Here is a 15,351-nt window from a genome sequence, read left to right on the forward strand (position 1 = left end):
CCAGAATTCAGGCATGGGGGCAGGAGCTTGGATTTTCACAAATTGGTGTGACGGGGGTCGATTTGAGTTCTGCAGAGACCGGATTATCGGCGTGGCTGGCGGCAGGTTTTCATGGCGACATGCATTACATGGCCGCACACGGCTTGAAGCGTGCCCGCCCGGCCGAACTGGTGCCCGGCACAGTGAGCGTGATCACCGCGCGCATGGACTATTTGCCTGCCAACACGCCACTGGGTTGGCAGGCCATTGAATTTGATCGGCTCCAGCACCCGTCTGAAGGCATTGTGTCGGTTTACGCTCGGGGCCGGGACTACCACAAGGTGATGCGCAGCCGCCTGCAAAAACTCAGCGACCAGATCGCGGCCGAGCTGGGTCCGTTGGGTTACCGCGTGTTCACTGATTCAGCACCGGTGCTGGAAGCCGAGCTGGCCAGCCGCAGCGGTCAGGGTTGGCGCGGCAAACACACGCTGCTGCTGAGCCGTGAGGCGGGCTCGATGTTTTTTCTGGGTGAGATTTTTGTCGACATGGCGCTGCCCGTGTCTGTGCCTGTCAGCGAGCATTGCGGCAGTTGCAGTGCCTGCATCGACATTTGTCCGACGCAGGCCATCATTGCCCCGCACCGGTTGGACGCCCGTCGCTGTATTTCATACCTGACGATTGAGCACGCCGGGCCAATCCCGCTTGAAATGCGCCCATTGCTGGGCAATCGAATTTATGGCTGTGACGATTGCCAGCTGGTTTGTCCCTGGAATAAGTTCGCCAAAGTCAGCAGCTTGCCCGACTTTGATGCGCGCGCGGGCTTGGCGGGCAGCCAACTAGTCACCTTGTTTGCCTGGACTGAAGACGAGTTTTTACGCCTGACCGAGGGCAGCCCGATTCGGCGCATTGGGCATGAGCGCTGGTTGCGCAACATTGCAGTGGCGATGGGGAATGCGCTGCGGTTGCGTGGCGATGGTGATGTGAACCGTGCCGGGGCCATTGCCGCTGCCGGCGAGGTCGATGTGGCCCAGGTGTTGGCTGCGTTGCGCAGCCGGGTGGATCACCCCAGTGAGGTGGTGCGTGAGCATGTGGCTTGGGCTTTGGCTTTGGCTTTGGCTGAAAAATGTTAGTGTTTTCAGGCTGCAGACCTTTTTGAATAAGCGCTGTTAGCTATTTTATTTGTAGTATTTACGGGGCTAAGGTTGAGATTTTTATCGTTGATCCCCCACTCACCCCCAACCCCTCTCGCCCCGCCGGGCGAAAGGGGGGCTTAACAACCGTATTTGGCCATGTTTTTTTATTGAAGACGTACACGGCATCTGCCAACTGTGGGCGGCTTGTGGCCCACGGATGTCTGTGCTAATTGAGCGGTGCGGGACACGCGAATACCCGCGCTGGTAGACCGCTTGCCAGCGCTCAACTATTTGCCCGACGCAAATAACCGAGCGGCAACGGCAATACTGCGTTGCCCATCGAATAGAACTCGGTCTGTAAAAACACACGCCCAAATATGGCTGTTGGCCCCCCTTTCCGCCCCGGCGGGGGTGGAGAGGGGTTGGGGGTGAGGGGGGGGCAACGATAAAAAATTCAACCTTAGCCCCAACAAAACCTACAAAAAGCTATAAATAATGTAGCTACCTACGCATTAATCATAAGATCTAGGGTCTTAAAACCTATAAAAACCCCCGAAGCAGCCCCAGCGCCAGCGGCAAGCTCACCATCCCCAGCACGGTCGACACCGTCACCAACGCCGCCACATAAGCCCCGTCGTATCCCATCCGCGCCGCCAGCACATAACAACTCGACGCCGTTGGCAGCGCAGAAAACAGCAGCAAAACAGTGGACTGCACACTATTCAGACCAAACACAACACACCAACCCAAGGCCAGCAGCGGCATCAGCAAATGCCGAATCAGCAGCACCACCACACCCAGCAACTTGGCGTGGTTGAGCGCGCTGAGCTGCATGCCGGCACCGGCGGCCATCAGCCCCAACGTGAGGGACGCACCGCCAATGCGCGACACCGTGGGCTCCAACCAGGCTGGGATCGACAAGCCAGCCAGGTTGGCGGCCAGCCCACCGGCAGTGCCGATGATGAGTGGATTGCGCACCAGTTCGCCCAAAAACCCGCGCTCACCGTGGCGCGCCATCGGCCACACGGCGCCTATGTTCATTAGCGGCACGCTCACGCCAATCAGCAGCGCAATCACCAGCAGGCCCTCTGGCCCGGCCAGCCGATCTGCCAGCGCCAGCCCGATGAATGAGTTGAACCTGAAGCCGATTTGTGCGCTGGCGGCGTGCTGGCGTGCCGTCACATGGTTTTTAAGGCCGGGCCAGTAAGGCACCGAATACGCCAGGGCAATGCCGCTTAAGCCCAGTGCCCAGCCAGCAGCCACCATGTTGCCCGCTGCGCCGATGTCCAGCGGGCTTTTCAGGATAGAGTGAAAAAGCAGCACCGGGAAGAATAGAAAGTAAACCAGTTGCTCCACCTGCGTCCACACCGGGCGCCTCAAAGGTGTGAAGCGGCAGATCAGGTAGCCAAGCAAAATCAGCGAGAAGTCGGGGAAGAGGAGTTGAGCAAAGTTCACGCGGTGAGAATAGCAGGCGGCACGACGGGCTTCACTGCACCGTGCATGAACACCACACGCCACGGCGACGCAAGTGAAGCCATCCATGACTCAGGGTTGCGTAGACTGCCACGCTTTGCTCGCAATGCCGATGTGCGCGCCCACTAAACTCAAGACATGGCAGTACCCACACCTTTGCACGACCCGGTGATTGACACCTTCATTGACGCCCTGTGGCTCGAAGAAGGCTTGTCCAAAAACACGCTCTCAGCCTACCGGCGAGACCTGACGCTGTTTTGCGCCTGGTTGGCCACACAAGGCCACAGCTTACTGGCTGTCACCGAGCTTGAACTCAACGGCTTTTTTGCCCAAGCGCATGCCACCACCAAAGCCACCACCGCCAACCGCCGCCTGACGGTGTTTAAACGGTTTTTTCGCTGGGGCTTACGCGAGCGCCTGGTGTTGGTTGATCCAACGCTCAAGTTGCAGGCTGCCAAACAGCCGCTGCGCATGCCAAAAACGCTGACCGAGCCGCAGGTAGAAGCCCTGCTGAACGCACCGGACACCAATGAAGCGTTGGGCGTGCGCGACCGCACCATGCTGGAACTGATGTATGCCAGTGGCTTGCGCGTGAGCGAGCTGGTGGGCCTGAAAGTGCTCAACGTCAGCCTGTCTGACAACGTGTTGCGCGTGTTTGGCAAGGGAAACAAAGAGCGTCTGGTCCCGTTTGGCGAGGTGGCCAGCCTGTGGCTCAAGCGCTACCTGGCACAGCCCAGAACCGAGCTGCTGGCCGGGCACCAGAGCGACGCGCTCTTTGTCACCCACCGCGGCAGTACGCCGGGCACGGCCATGAGCCGGGTGATGTTCTGGATGCTGGTGAAAAAATATGCGCTACTGGCCGGCATCACCGCGCCCATGTCACCGCACACCTTGCGCCACGCCTTTGCCACACATTTGCTGAACCACGGTGCCGATCTGCGCGCGGTGCAGATGCTGCTCGGGCATGTGGACATTTCTACAACTACCATCTACACCCATGTGGCGCGTGAGCGCCTGAAAACCTTGCACGCCCAGCATCACCCCAGGGGCTGAAGCTGGCGCCTGCGGCTACTCAGCCGTCGTCAGGCTTTCAGACCAAGCCAGTGCCTGCAGGTGTGCCCAGTTGACCTGGTGGTCAGTCAGTTGCAGGGCGTTGGTGTGTTCGGCAAAGGCCACATCGTCGACGTTTTCGCAGGCCAGAGTGAGCTTCAGGAAAGGGGCGAGCAGCCCGGTGCCGTTCAAGAGCGCATCGGTCACGGTTTGCGGCAGCGAAATGCTGTCGAGCACTTGTTTCAGAGGCAACCCGACCATGGTGTCGAGCAGTGAAAAAATACCCACCACAAAAGCGTTGTCACATTCTTCCTGGGGTAACAGTTCAGCCGCTAGCAACTCCATCAGGCGCCCGCGCACGATGGCCGCATGACCAACCGCTGGCGACCCCCCCGACGCCTGCGATGTGGTCATCAGCAGCGCGGCCCAGCGAAACAGCTTTTTCAACCCCAACAACATCACCGCATGGCGAAACGAGGTGACCTCACAGCTCAGTCCAAACCCCGCCGAGTTGATGAAACGCAGCAAGTTGTAAGACAGGGTGGCGTCGCGCTTGAAGATGTCTTCAATTTCGGCCGTGCTGGCTTGTTTGCGCACCAAGTTGATCAATTGAATGACTGCGGCCTGCGTGGGCCGAATGGCCTGGCCGTGAATCAGTACCGGCTTGGCAAACCAGTAGCCCTGAAACAGGTTGAAGCCCAGACTCTTGGTTAGCTCAAACTGCTCGGCCGTTTCAACTTTTTCTGCCACCAATTGCGCTGACGTGACCTTTTTGGCGTGCGCGACGATTGCCGCGAGTTGTTGCGGGTTCACTCGGGTCAAGTCAAGCTTGATGAAGGATGCAAATGACAGCCAATTGGCATAGGCCGGTGCCAGCACGGTTTCAGTGAAGGCCAGCCGAAATCCACGCTTTTGTACATCGGCCAGCGTCTGACGGTAGGTGTCAATGTCTTCAGGGTCTGCCTGATGGTCAAGCATGGGTGGCACTTCCAGCACCACATGTTCGGGCTGAATCAGTGTCAGATGCCCGCCGGTCAGGGTCTGGTGCGTGCAATTGATGAAGATCACGACACGCCCGTTAAGTACCTCGCTGTCAGCGTTTGACAGCAGGTTGAATAACAGCGCCGCATCACTGGCCGCGCTGTAGGGTAGGCTGTTTTGCGATCGGTCAAACAGCTCGTAGCCAAAAATGCTGCGTTTGACGTCCAGGATGGGCTGCCTCGCAATGGCCATCACGCCAAGTTCGGGTGCCGCCGCGTGGACTGTGGATTCAGGTGGTTTGCTCATGGGCTTCTTGGGTGTTAATTACACGTGGCTGGTCTGGGCCGGGGCCAAGGCAGCTAGTTCAGCTTCGGTGAATCCGGCGGCACGTCGGGCATCGATATTAAACGGGCCTTTGAGCACAGGTGCCTGGTAACGCTTTGCCAGGTCGGCATATGTGGCAACCGGCTCCAGGCCTTGTTGCTCGCACAGGTAGCGGTACCAGCAGTTCCCAATGGCCACGTGGCCAATTTCGTCGCGCAGAATAATGTCGAGAATGCTGGCTGCGGCCGTGTCACGCACCGAGATCAGCCGGTTGCGCACCGCCGGGGTGGCATCCAGGCCACGCGCTTCCAGTGTGCGCGGCACCAAGGCCAGGCGCGCCAACACGTCGCCTTTGGTGCGCTCGGCCATGTCCCACAGGCCGTCATGGGCCGGGAAGTCGCCATAGGCAAAACCCATGCCGTTGAGGTGCGCCTGCAGCAGCTCAAAGTGCAGGGCTTCCTCCTGGGCCACCTGCCACCAGTCTTGGTAAAAGGCGGCGGGCATGCCAGCAAAACGCCACAGCACGTCGAGCGCCAGGTTGATGGCGTTGGCCTCGATGTGTGTCAGGGCATGAATCAGGACGGCGCGGCCTTCCAGTGTGCCCACTGCCCGGGCTTTGAGTTGTGAGGGTTGTACCAGCAGCGGCCGCTGCGGCCGACCCGGCAAATTGGGCGGTTCCGGTAAGGCCTCAAGCACGTCCAGATGCCATGGGGTGGCACCTAGCGCGCGCACTTGCGAGGCTTTGTCCTGGGTAGAGTCGATCAGCAGCAATCGCAATGCCTCAGCACGCAACGAGCTTGATGGATGAGGATCGGTCGGGCTGTTGTGTGGGCTTGGTGGCGTGGGTTTCATGGGGTTTGGAGGTTCCCTACAATTCTAGGTAACTTGACACAGAAGGACAGCAATGGCAATTTATGAAGTGGATGGCGTGTCGCCGCAGATCGCAGATACCGCCTGGGTGGCTGGCAGCGCTGAGGTGATGGGAGACGTGGTGCTTGGGGACGAGGTGGGCATTTGGTTTGGCGTGGTGGTGCGCGGCGACACCTCGCCAATACGTGTGGGCGCGCGCACCAACATTCAGGATTTGAGCGTGTTGCACTCTGATGTGGGTATGCCTTTGACGATTGGCTCAGGCGTCACGGTGGGCCACAACGCGATATTGCACGGCTGCACGGTGGGCGACGACAGCCTGATCGGTATTGGCGCGATCGTGCTCAACGGCGCCAAAATTGGCAAAGGCTGCCTGGTAGGCGCCGGCGCCCTGGTCACCGAAGGCAAAGAGTTTCCCGATGGCTGCATGATTCTTGGCAGCCCGGCGCGGGTGGTGATGCCGTTGTCACCTGAGCAGTTGCAAGGCCTGCGCACCAGTGCCGACCATTACGTGGCCAACGCCAAGCGCTTCAAGACCAGCTTGCACAAAATTGCCTGATGGTCGGGCCAGTTCAATTTAATCCGGAAACACCACGTGTCTGAAATCCATAAATTTATCTTTGAAGGCCTGCCCGTGCGCGGCGCCGTGGTGCGTTTGACGGACGCTTGGGTAGAAATATTGCGTCGCCGCGCCAGCAACACCACACATGGCGCTTACCCGCTGCCAGTGCAGGCGCTGTTGGGTGAGATGACGGCCGCTGCGGTACTGATGCAGTCCAACATCAAGTTCAATGGGTCGCTGATCTTGCAGGTGTTTGGAGACGGCCCGGTCAAGCTCGCCGTGGTGGAGGTGCAAAGCGACTTTGCCGTGCGGGCCACGGCCACCGTGAATGGTGAAGTGTCTGCAGATGCCACGCTGAGCCAGATGGTGAACGTGGGCAATGAAGGCCGCTGCGCCATCACGCTTGATCCGCAGGACCGCCAGCCCGGCCAGCAGCCGTACCAAGGCGTGGTGCCGCTGTTTGGCGACGACAAAGAAAAGCTGGAAAAATTCAGCGATGTGCTGCAGCACTACATGCTGCAAAGTGAGCAGCTTGACACCACGCTGGTGCTGGCTGCTGACGACAAGGTGGCCGCTGGCCTGCTGATTCAGCGCTTGCCCATGTCTGGCACGGGCAACCTGGCAGGCAACACGCACAGCGCCGACGAAGACCAGATTGGCATCAACGAGCACTACAACCGCATTGCCGTGCTGGCCTCAAGCCTGAAGCGCGAAGAATTGTTGACGCTGGATGTGGAAACGATTTTGCACCGGCTCTTCTGGGACGAGTCACTGCTGCGTTTTGAGCCGTTGCAGGGTGAGGCAGGCCCGCATTTTTCATGCACCTGCAACCGCGATCGGGTCACCAGAATGATCAAGGGCCTGGGCGCCGATGAAGCGCACAGCATCTTGCAAGAGCTGGGCCAGGTGGAAGTGGGTTGCGATTTTTGTGGCACACAATACCGCTTTGACACAGTGGACGTCGCCCAGATTTTTCGCCAGCCCGACGAGTTGCCGCCGACAAGTGCCGCGGTGCAGTAACGCCAACAGTTCGTTACCGCGAGCGTAGTGCAGCTGTCTTAGTGGTCTGCCACTCTGTCAGCGGCAACGCTGCTTAAATCAGTTGTTCGTCGCGGGCGAGCGCATCGTCCAGGCGGGCCAGCAAGGCGCTGAGCCGTTGTGTCGCTTCGCCAGAGGCCACCGGGGCACCGGCACTGGGTTCGCCTTGTTGGGCCGTGTGGTCGGCCAGGTCAAAGGCCAGATTCAAGGCCGCCAGCACCGCAATGCGGTCTCGTGCGCGCACTTTGCCAGCTTCCCGAATTTTGCACATGGCGGTGTCCACTTTTTCCACGGCATCGAGCAGGCGCGCGTCGCCACCATCGGGGCAGCCAAGCAGGTAGCTCTGGCCCATGATTTGTACGTCAAGTTGCTTCATGTTGGCCCCTGTGAACTGGCGCTGGATTGGCTGGCGGCGGCCATTTCTGGCAGTCGCTCCAGCAGTGCATCAACCCGCGCACGCGCCGCGCTCAGGCGGCTTTTGAGCGAATCTCGCTCTTGTGTGAGGGTGTCAATTTGCTGGTGGAGCAGGGCATTGGTGCGCGTGAGTTCTTCATAGCGCACCAGCAAGCGCTCAACGCGCTCGGAGATTTGGTCGATTTGGGTGAGTTCCGACATAGCCCTGCATTGTAGGGTTTGGCAAAGCTGGCCCGGCTAGAATCTGCTCCGTTGGTGCTCGCGGTGTGGTTCGCATGCCGCAGTTCAACGGGAAGCAGGAGGGCGCGGCATTCATGTCAAACCTAACCTGCGCTGCCCCCGCAACGGTAAGTGGACGCACCGCAAGGTGCCGCTTCCATCACAGCCACTGAGCGTTTTTGAACACGCGCTTGGGAAGGCGATGGAGGTTGATTCCACCAGCCCGGATACCGGCCAACACGGTGGCTGTGCGCCTGAAAACGCACAACCGTGACGCTCATGCACTGTCGGGGACGACGGTGAGGGCTTTTGATGGTTCATTTCTACTCATGAAAACTTTTGTTACTTACAAGCGCGGTCGCGCTCCCGTGCGTTTTGGCGCGTCTGTGCTGGCCGTTTTCGCCGCATTTCCGGTTTTGGCGCAAGGGCAGAGTGCCACCCTCAAGGAGGTGGTTGTAAGTGCCACACGTTTTGACTCTGACGCCGCAAGCCTGCCGTTTGGTGTCAGCGTGATCACCAAGGACGACATTGCACGTGCTGGTGTGTCCACCGTAAATGAAGCCGTGGTCAAGTTACTGGGCGTGCCGGGCCGTGCGGACTTTTATGGCGGTGGTGATTACGGACTGGATTTGCGCGGCTTTGGCACGACGGCGGGCAGCAACCAGGTGGTCATCGTCGATGGCATCAAGGTGAATGAGGCTGACCTGAGCGGCACCCGTCTGGCGGGAATTGCGATCAATACGGTTGAGCGCATTGAAGTGATGCGGGGCAGTGGCTCGGTGTTGTATGGCGCCGGGGCTACCGGAGGTGTGATTGTGATCACCACCAAGGCGGGTCGCGGTGTCGCGCGCCAGAACTCGGTCGACCTTTATGCGGCAACCGGCAGCTATGGGCTAAACGAGCTACGCGCCAACGCAACCTTGGCCTCTGGTGGCTTCTCGTTGGATGTGGCTGGCAACAAGCGCCAGACGGACAACCACCGCGACAACTTCAAGTCGACGGTTGACGGCCAGTCTGTTCAGGCGCAATGGAGCAACGATTGGCTGCGTGTGGGCGCCAGCCACGCCAATGACACGTTGGACACCGGTTTGCCGGGCTCGCTGACTGCTGTGCAGTACGAGACTAACCCGAGCCAGACCACAGCCGCCAATGCCAACAAAACGGGCAGCATCGAGAACACCCGCGACACTTTGTTTGCCAATGCCGAATTGGGTGCCTGGCAATTGGGCCTGGACGCGGGTCAGAGAACGAAGAGCCTTGACAGTCTTAACAAGGGTGTATCGACCTACCGTTATGACATTGATGCCAGCACACTAGCGGTTCGCGCCAAACATGGGTTAACGCTGGGGCAAACGCGCAATGCGTTGACGCTGGGGCACGATCAGGCAGACTGGAAGCGCACCACGCCCGGTGCGTATGGGTCGGTGTCGCAGCAAAAAAGCAGCGCCTTTTATGTTCAGGACGAGGTCACTTATGCATCTGGCACGCGCCTGTCAGCGGGGTATCGGTCTGAGAACATCAAACAAACCGACACGTTTACGGCAGGCACTGACCAGGATCAAGCCGCCTGGGAACTGGGCTTGACGCAACCGATCTCCAGCGCCTGGTCGGTGTTTGGCCGTGTGGGCAACAGCTTTCGCCTGGCCAATATGGACGAGCTGGGTTTCACCCTCCCGGGTGCAGTGCTCCAGCCACAGACCTCGCGCGACCTCGAGTTGGGCAGCCGTTGGAAATACACCGGTGGCCGGGTTGAATTGCGCATCTACCGCAGCAGCTTAGCCAACGAGTTGGGCTACGACCCCACTGTGGCCAATGCCAATTCGTGGAACGGGTTTGGCGCTAATGTCAACTTTGACCCCACATTGCGCCAGGGCCTGGAGCTTGAAGCCCAACATGACTTGAGTAAAACTGTGGGCGTTCAGCTTAACCTGGGCGTGCGAGAAGCCAAGTTCACCCAAGGCGCCCATAACGGCCTGACTGTGCCGCTGGTGGCGGGTACGACGCTTTCGGTGCGTGCCGATTGGCGGCCCGCGCCAACTCACTCGGTCAATGCCGGGGTGGTCTGGGTGTCCTCACAAAACGTCGACTTCAACAACGCCTGTACCGTGCCAAGCTACGCCACGGTCGACGCACGTTATGCCTACCAGCGTCGCAATGTGGAGTTGTCGCTGGGATTTAGCAACTTGCTCGACGCCAAGTACTACACCCAGGCCTTCAGTTGCGCAGTCGGGGTCACCAACGGCATCTATCCAGAAGCCGGGCGGGCTGTGACCGCCGCCATGCGGGTGAGTTTCTAGGACACCGACCATGGCCGCTGATCACGCATTCAGCTTCGCCCCTGGCCCGCAGCGCATCGTCTGCCTCACCGAGGAAACCACCGAGTGGCTTTACTTGCTGGGGCAGGAACACCGCATTGTGGGCATTTCGGGTTACACCGTGCGGCCGCGCCGAGCGCGTGACGAAAAGCCTCGGGTGAGTGCCTTCACCAGCGCCAAGATCGACAAAATTCTGGCGTTAGAGCCTGACTGCGTGCTGGGCTTTTCTGACATGCAGGCTGACATTGCAAGCAGCCTGATTCGCGCTGGGGTGCAGGTCACGGTGTTCAACCAGCGCAGCGTGGCTGAGATATTCAGTGTTTTGTACCAAGTGGCAGCGATGGTGGGGCAGGGTGAGCAAGGTTTGGTATTGCTGCAACAAATGCAGCAGTCCATGCAAGCTATTCAAACGCTGGCGGCCAATTTAACGCGTAGACCCAAAATCTACTTTGAAGAATGGGACACGCCGCCCATCAGTGCCATCCGCTGGGTTTCAGACTTGATTGGCATCGCGGGCGGGGACGACATCTTTCCCGAGTTGGCGGTGCAAAGCCTGGGCAAGCACCGCATCATTGCCGATCCACAAGAAATTGTGCGGCGCAACCCTGACATCATCATTGGCTCGTGGTGCGGTAAAAAATTTCGGCCTGAGTCGGTAGCGGCGCGGCCTGGCTGGGGTGAGGTCGCGGCCGTCAAAACCGGGCAAATCTTCGAGATCAAGTCCGCCGACATTCTGCAACCCGGCCCGGCAGCATTGACAGATGGTGTGGCGCAATTGCACCGCATCGTCATGGATTGGGCGCGTCAGTTTGGCGCACTGCCCGTGATCGATGCCACCAACGCTTCAAGCAACGAGCGGGGGCGCACATGAACCAACAGGCCATGGCCCGTAGCGAACTCATTTTGGGCGGCCAGAAAAGCGGCAAATCACGCCGGGCAGAAGCATTGGCGCAGCAGTGGTTGGCGCAGTCGCCGCAGCACCGGGCGGTGCTGATCGCCACCGCGCAAGCCTGGGACGATGAGATGCGCCAGCGCATTGCGCGGCATCAGTTGGATCGGGCCGAACGTGTGCCAGGCATGGTCACGGTAGAAGAGCCGTTGCACCTGGCGCAGGCCATTACCGCGCACAGCCGCCCGGACACCCTGATCGTGGTCGATTGCCTGACCCTGTGGCTCACCAACTGGCTGATGCCCGCTAACGCGCCGCTGGCTGACGCAGTTGACTCTCCAAGCCTACTTGAAGGCGTGGACGCTTCTGTCGAAAAATTTATGAAAAATGAGCCTCTAGCCCTTATGGATAAAGCGCAAGCAGCTATTTTTTTGGAAGCAATCAAAAATGCCTCTGGCCCCGTGGTGCTGGTCGGCAACGAGATTGGCCTGGGCGTCATCCCGATGGGGCGCGAGGTGCGCGCCTTTGTTGATGCGCTGGGCCTACTGAACCAAAGCGTGGCGCAGGTTTGCCAGCGAGTGACGCTGATGGCGGCGGGTTTGCCATTAACTTTGAAGGATGCGACGTGACACATACCATGGTCCGTCATGTCGAGCGCTGCACGGCAATCCTTGGGGCACGCCCCGCCGGCGCTGCGGCGATGGCGCGTTTGCGCCGAATCCTGGTTGCTGGTGTCCTGATCTGCGGCGGTGCTGCCCACGCCGTCGAAGTCACCGACGACCGCGGCGTCACCGTCAGCTTCGCCCAACCACCCATGCGCATCGTCAGCCTGCTGCCGTCACTGACCGAAACTGTGTGTGAACTGGGCCAGTGCGCGCGGCTGGTTGGGGTGGACAGGTATTCCAACTTTCCCGACAGCGTGAAGAAATTGCCGCAAGTGGGTGGCGGGCTGGACCCCAATATCGAGGCTATCGTGGCCCTCAAACCCGATCTGGTGCTGATGGCCACGTCCTCGCGTGTGGGTGACCGTTTGCAGTCGCTGGGTGTGAAAGTGCTGGCTTTGGAGCCCAAAACCCATGCAGACGTGAAGCGTGTGCTGGAAAAAGTGGGGCAGGCGCTGGGTGTGCCGGACGCCGCGCGCGTCTGGCGGGTGATCGACGCGGCCACGCAGGCAGCGGCGCAGTCATTGCCCAAAAACTCCAGCAACACCAGGGTCTACTTTGAGGTCAACCCCGGCCCCTACGGCGCGGGCGAGGTGTCCTTCATTGGCGAAACGCTGACCCGCCTGGGCGTCAAAAACATCATTCCGGCCAACTTGGGGCCGTTCCCCAAGCTCAACCCCGAATTCATCGTGCGCGCCAACCCGGACCTGATCATGATCGGCCAGCGCAGCTTGGACAGCATGGGCCAGCGTCCCGGCTGGGCGGGCATGCGCGCCGTGCGTGAGCAACGTGTGTGCGTGTTCACCACGGCGCAGTCCGACGTGCTGGTGAGACCCGGCCCGCGCATGGCCGAGGGTGCACGGCTGATGGCAAAGTGCCTGATTGACAAGGCAGGGTTAGCGCGATGAACGACCGGGCACTGCAACTTTCCGTGACTGGGCGAAAGCTGGGATGTGGGCTGCAAATGATGATAGCAAGGGGCAGTAACGCATGAACCTGCGTCGCGCCACCTCACTGGCCTGGGTGTTGCTGGCTCTGGCCTTGGCATTGACGGCGCTAGGCATTTGTGTAGGCAGCGCCGGTTTTGAAAACCTGCTGCAACCGCTGCTCAATCCCTTGATAGACCCAGACCAAACCGCCATGGCGCAGCAAATTGTCTGGGACATCCGTTTGCCCCGGACGCTCGGTGCCTGGGCTGCGGGCGCTTTGCTGGGGCTGGCGGGTGCGCTGGCACAGGGGCTTTTCCGCAATCCGCTGGCCGACCCGTTTTTGCTGGGCAGTGCCTCGGGTGCGTCGCTGGGTGTGGCCTTGGCGCTGGCTGCCATGGGTGGGGCTGGGGGCATGTTGGGCGCTGGCAATGTCGGCGGCATGATGAGTGACGGCTTGGCTTTTTCCGTCTTTGGCACCGGGTGGCTGACGCGCCTGGGCCTCACTGGGGCGGCGTTTGGCGGCGCAGTGCTGGCGGTGTTGCTCACACTGGCGCTCTCCAGGGGCGTGCAACACACCTTGCGTCTGCTGCTGGCAGGTGTGGTGGTGGGTGTGGTGCTGGGTGCCATGACGCATTTGGTGCTGCTGTGGACACCAGAATCTTTGCAGGCCATGCAGGCGTTCATGCTGGGCTCGACCGCGTTTGTCGGCTGGACAGCCTGCGCGGTGATGGCGGGCGTGTGGCTGCTGGCCAGCGTGGCGGGTTCGCTCCTTGCGCGGTTGCTTGATGCACTGAGTTTGGGCGAAGCCACGGCGCACAGCTTGGGCTTGCCGCTGGCATCGATGCGCTTGGCACTGGTGGCGGTGCTGGCGCTGGCCACCGGTGCGGCGGTGGCGCAAACCGGGTTGATCGCCTTTGTGGGCTTGGCCGCGCCGCACTTGGTGCGCTCGGTGGTCAAAACCACACATGGGCGCTTGCTGCTGCTGTCGAGCCTGATGGGCGGCGTGTTGTTGATGGCCGCCGACACGCTGGCGCGCTGGCTGATTGCGCCGCAAGAATTGCCAGTGGGCGTGCTCACCGCCGTGTTGGGTGGCGGCTATCTGCTGTGGCTGATGCACCGCGGCACGCGTGGCAGTGGGTTGTCGCTATGACTTCAATAGCTGTTAGTGCACATTCCATAAGGGCCAGACTCGGAAATTCCGAGATATTGCACGATGTGTCGCTGGCCTTGCCTGCCGGGCGTTGGACCAGCATCGTCGGCCCCAATGGCGCGGGCAAGTCCACGCTGCTGAAAGTGTTGGCCGGCTTGCTGCCGCACCAGGGGCGGGTTGAGCTACTGGGCCAGCCGCTGAGCACCATTGCACCCAAGCTGCGGGCGCGCCAATTGGCCTGGCTGGGGCAAAACGAATCGGCGGCGGATGATTTGGCGGTGTGGGACGTGGTCATGCTGGGCCGCTTGCCGCACCAGGCCTGGCTGGCCGCTCCCAGCGAAGCAGATCGCAAGGCGGTGGAAATGGCCCTGAAAACCACCGGCGCGTGGGACTGGCGCATGCGCGCTTTGGGGCAGCTGTCAGGCGGTGAGCGCCAGCGTGTGCTGTTGGCGCGCGCTCTGGCCGTGCAGGCGCAGGTGCTGCTGATGGACGAACCCCTGGCCAATCTGGACCCACCGCACCAGGCCGACTGGCTAGGCATGGTGCGTTGCCTGCTGGAAGCCGGTGTCACCGTGGTGAGTGTGCTGCATGAGATTTCGATGGCCTTGCACTCGGACGACATGCTCATCATGGCTGCTGGCCGCATCACCCACCAAGGGGCCAGCAGCGACCCCGCCACCCACCGCGCACTGCAAGCCGTGTTTGACCACCGCATCACCATCCACCCCTTGGCCGGCCAGTGGGTCGCGTTGCCAAATTAATTTCAATTGAATTCTGAACACCATGCACATCGAAACCCCTCCCACCGACAAACCTTATGACAAGCCCGAGGGAGAGCGCCGCGGCATCGTCATCGTCAACACCGGTGACGGCAAAGGCAAGAGCACGGCCGCGTTTGGACTGGCGCTGCGTGCACATGGTCGTGGCAAGAAGGTCAAGATTTTCCAGTTCATGAAAGTGCCCACGGCGCGTTTTGGCGAGCACCGCATGTTCGAGCAGATCGGCATTCCCATTGAAGGGCTGGGCGACGGCTTCAGTTGGAAAAGCCAGGACCTGGAGCACTCGGCCCAGTTGGCCCGAGATGGCTGGCAAAAAGCCCGGGCTGCCATTCTGAGCGGCGACTACTTCATGGTGACGCTAGACGAAATCACTTACCCGTTGATCTACGGGTGGATGCCGATTGACGACGTGTTGACCACATTGAAAGCGCGCCCCAGCCACGTGCATGTGGTGCTGACCGGCAGGCGTTGCCCGGCAGAGATCATTGAGTTGGCCGATACCGTGACCGAGATGCAGATGGTCAAACACGCGTTCAAAGCCGGGATTCCGGCGCAGCGGGGCATTGAAGATTAACGTGAAAGAA

The 15,351-nt window shown here is 60.4% G+C and carries 16 protein-coding genes and 1 riboswitch; of the genes, 11 read left to right on the forward strand and 5 right to left on the reverse strand.

Going from position 1 to position 15,351, the window contains the following annotated elements; translation table 11 throughout:
- Window positions 1-5: 5 nt before the first annotated feature.
- Window positions 6-1,109: a tRNA epoxyqueuosine(34) reductase QueG gene (queG, locus tag PHQ58_RS13245; protein WP_300111746.1), complete on the forward strand. Its 1,104-nt coding sequence runs from the start codon at window positions 6-8 to the stop codon at window positions 1,107-1,109.
- A 543-nt stretch (window positions 1,110-1,652) separates the two neighbouring features.
- On the opposite strand, the gene PHQ58_RS13250 is transcribed toward queG, so the two are convergent.
- Complete coding sequence (locus PHQ58_RS13250) at window positions 1,653-2,567, reverse strand: AEC family transporter (RefSeq protein ID WP_300111683.1); 915 nt, start codon at window positions 2,565-2,567, stop codon at window positions 1,653-1,655.
- 156 nt (window positions 2,568-2,723) lie between these two features.
- On the opposite strand from PHQ58_RS13250, the gene xerD reads away from it, so the two are divergent.
- A complete protein-coding gene (xerD, locus tag PHQ58_RS13255; RefSeq protein ID WP_300111685.1) occupies window positions 2,724-3,638 on the forward strand; it encodes a site-specific tyrosine recombinase XerD in 915 nt (304 codons plus the stop codon).
- A gap of 15 nt (window positions 3,639-3,653) precedes the next feature.
- On the opposite strand, the gene PHQ58_RS13260 is transcribed toward xerD, so the two are convergent.
- Window positions 3,654-4,922, reverse strand: a complete 1,269-nt coding sequence (locus PHQ58_RS13260; RefSeq protein ID WP_300111687.1) for an EAL and HDOD domain-containing protein — start codon at window positions 4,920-4,922, stop codon at window positions 3,654-3,656.
- 18 nt (window positions 4,923-4,940) lie between these two features.
- On the reverse strand, window positions 4,941-5,792 hold the full coding sequence (locus PHQ58_RS13265) for a ferritin-like domain-containing protein (RefSeq protein WP_300111688.1): 852 nt from the start codon (window positions 5,790-5,792) through the stop codon (window positions 4,941-4,943).
- A gap of 52 nt (window positions 5,793-5,844) precedes the next feature.
- Here PHQ58_RS13265 and PHQ58_RS13270 point away from each other — a divergent pair, with 52 nt between their 5' ends.
- Window positions 5,845-6,369, forward strand: coding sequence for a gamma carbonic anhydrase family protein (locus tag PHQ58_RS13270; RefSeq protein ID WP_300111690.1), 525 nt, complete (start codon window positions 5,845-5,847; stop codon window positions 6,367-6,369).
- Window positions 6,370-6,405: 36 nt separating this feature from the next.
- Window positions 6,406-7,392, forward strand: coding sequence for an Hsp33 family molecular chaperone HslO (locus PHQ58_RS13275; protein ID WP_300111692.1), 987 nt, complete (start codon window positions 6,406-6,408; stop codon window positions 7,390-7,392).
- A gap of 73 nt (window positions 7,393-7,465) precedes the next feature.
- Here the strand turns inward: PHQ58_RS13275 and PHQ58_RS13280 are convergent, their stop codons facing one another.
- A complete protein-coding gene (locus PHQ58_RS13280) occupies window positions 7,466-7,786 on the reverse strand; it encodes a cell division protein ZapA (RefSeq protein ID WP_300111694.1) in 321 nt (106 codons plus the stop codon).
- Window positions 7,783-8,025: a DUF904 domain-containing protein gene (locus PHQ58_RS13285; protein WP_300111696.1), complete on the reverse strand. Its 243-nt coding sequence runs from the start codon at window positions 8,023-8,025 to the stop codon at window positions 7,783-7,785. Before PHQ58_RS13285 ends, PHQ58_RS13280 begins: the two co-directional genes overlap by 4 nt.
- A gap of 35 nt (window positions 8,026-8,060) precedes the next feature.
- Window positions 8,061-8,297: riboswitch (cobalamin riboswitch) on the forward strand.
- A 75-nt stretch (window positions 8,298-8,372) separates the two neighbouring features.
- Here PHQ58_RS13285 and PHQ58_RS13290 point away from each other — a divergent pair.
- The 7 genes from PHQ58_RS13290 to cobO all read left to right on the forward strand — a co-directional run bounded on the left by PHQ58_RS13290 (window position 8,373) and on the right by cobO (window position 15,341).
- On the forward strand, window positions 8,373-10,340 hold the full coding sequence (locus PHQ58_RS13290; RefSeq protein WP_300111697.1) for a TonB-dependent receptor: 1,968 nt from the start codon (window positions 8,373-8,375) through the stop codon (window positions 10,338-10,340).
- Between the two features lie 10 nt (window positions 10,341-10,350).
- Entirely contained in the window at window positions 10,351-11,229 is an 879-nt protein-coding gene (locus PHQ58_RS13295; RefSeq protein ID WP_300111699.1) for an ABC transporter substrate-binding protein, read from the forward strand.
- Window positions 11,226-11,876 carry a bifunctional adenosylcobinamide kinase/adenosylcobinamide-phosphate guanylyltransferase gene (locus tag PHQ58_RS13300; protein ID WP_300111700.1) on the forward strand — a complete coding sequence of 217 codons (651 nt, stop codon included), beginning with the start codon at window positions 11,226-11,228 and terminating at the stop codon, window positions 11,874-11,876. Before PHQ58_RS13295 ends, PHQ58_RS13300 begins: the two co-directional genes overlap by 4 nt.
- Before the next feature lie 71 nt (window positions 11,877-11,947).
- Window positions 11,948-12,817 (forward strand): ABC transporter substrate-binding protein, encoded by an 870-nt coding sequence (locus PHQ58_RS13305; RefSeq protein WP_300111747.1) that lies wholly within the window; start codon window positions 11,948-11,950, stop codon window positions 12,815-12,817.
- 82 nt (window positions 12,818-12,899) lie between these two features.
- Window positions 12,900-13,988, forward strand: a complete 1,089-nt coding sequence (locus PHQ58_RS13310) for an iron ABC transporter permease (RefSeq protein WP_300111702.1) — start codon at window positions 12,900-12,902, stop codon at window positions 13,986-13,988.
- Complete coding sequence (locus PHQ58_RS13315) at window positions 13,985-14,749, forward strand: ABC transporter ATP-binding protein (protein WP_300111704.1); 765 nt, start codon at window positions 13,985-13,987, stop codon at window positions 14,747-14,749. The genes PHQ58_RS13310 and PHQ58_RS13315 overlap by 4 nt, the downstream gene beginning before the upstream one ends.
- Window positions 14,750-14,771: 22 nt before the next feature.
- Window positions 14,772-15,341, forward strand: coding sequence for a cob(I)yrinic acid a,c-diamide adenosyltransferase (gene cobO / locus PHQ58_RS13320; protein WP_300111706.1), 570 nt, complete (start codon window positions 14,772-14,774; stop codon window positions 15,339-15,341).
- Window positions 15,342-15,351: the final 10 nt, after the last annotated feature.

Source organism: Rhodoferax sp. (assembly GCF_028688795.1).
GTDB lineage: Bacteria > Pseudomonadota > Gammaproteobacteria > Burkholderiales > Burkholderiaceae_C > Rhodoferax.

Excerpts from the sequence above, each read along its gene's own strand:
- xerD (WP_300111685.1), top strand. The coding sequence starts at position 2,724 with ATGGCAGTACCCACACCTTTGCACGACCCGGTGATTGACACCTTCATT.
- PHQ58_RS13260 (WP_300111687.1), bottom strand. The coding sequence starts at position 4,922 with ATGAGCAAACCACCTGAATCCACAGTCCACGCGGCGGCACCCGAACTT.
- PHQ58_RS13265 (WP_300111688.1), bottom strand. The coding sequence starts at position 5,792 with ATGAAACCCACGCCACCAAGCCCACACAACAGCCCGACCGATCCTCAT.
- PHQ58_RS13270 (WP_300111690.1), top strand. The coding sequence starts at position 5,845 with ATGGCAATTTATGAAGTGGATGGCGTGTCGCCGCAGATCGCAGATACC.
- PHQ58_RS13280 (WP_300111694.1), bottom strand. The coding sequence starts at position 7,786 with ATGAAGCAACTTGACGTACAAATCATGGGCCAGAGCTACCTGCTTGGC.
- PHQ58_RS13285 (WP_300111696.1), bottom strand. The coding sequence starts at position 8,025 with ATGTCGGAACTCACCCAAATCGACCAAATCTCCGAGCGCGTTGAGCGC.
- PHQ58_RS13290 (WP_300111697.1), top strand. The coding sequence starts at position 8,373 with ATGAAAACTTTTGTTACTTACAAGCGCGGTCGCGCTCCCGTGCGTTTT.
- PHQ58_RS13295 (WP_300111699.1), top strand. The coding sequence starts at position 10,351 with ATGGCCGCTGATCACGCATTCAGCTTCGCCCCTGGCCCGCAGCGCATC.
- PHQ58_RS13300 (WP_300111700.1), top strand. The coding sequence starts at position 11,226 with ATGAACCAACAGGCCATGGCCCGTAGCGAACTCATTTTGGGCGGCCAG.
- PHQ58_RS13305 (WP_300111747.1), top strand. The coding sequence starts at position 11,948 with ATGGCGCGTTTGCGCCGAATCCTGGTTGCTGGTGTCCTGATCTGCGGC.
- PHQ58_RS13310 (WP_300111702.1), top strand. The coding sequence starts at position 12,900 with ATGAACCTGCGTCGCGCCACCTCACTGGCCTGGGTGTTGCTGGCTCTG.
- PHQ58_RS13315 (WP_300111704.1), top strand. The coding sequence starts at position 13,985 with ATGACTTCAATAGCTGTTAGTGCACATTCCATAAGGGCCAGACTCGGA.
- cobO (WP_300111706.1), top strand. The coding sequence starts at position 14,772 with ATGCACATCGAAACCCCTCCCACCGACAAACCTTATGACAAGCCCGAG.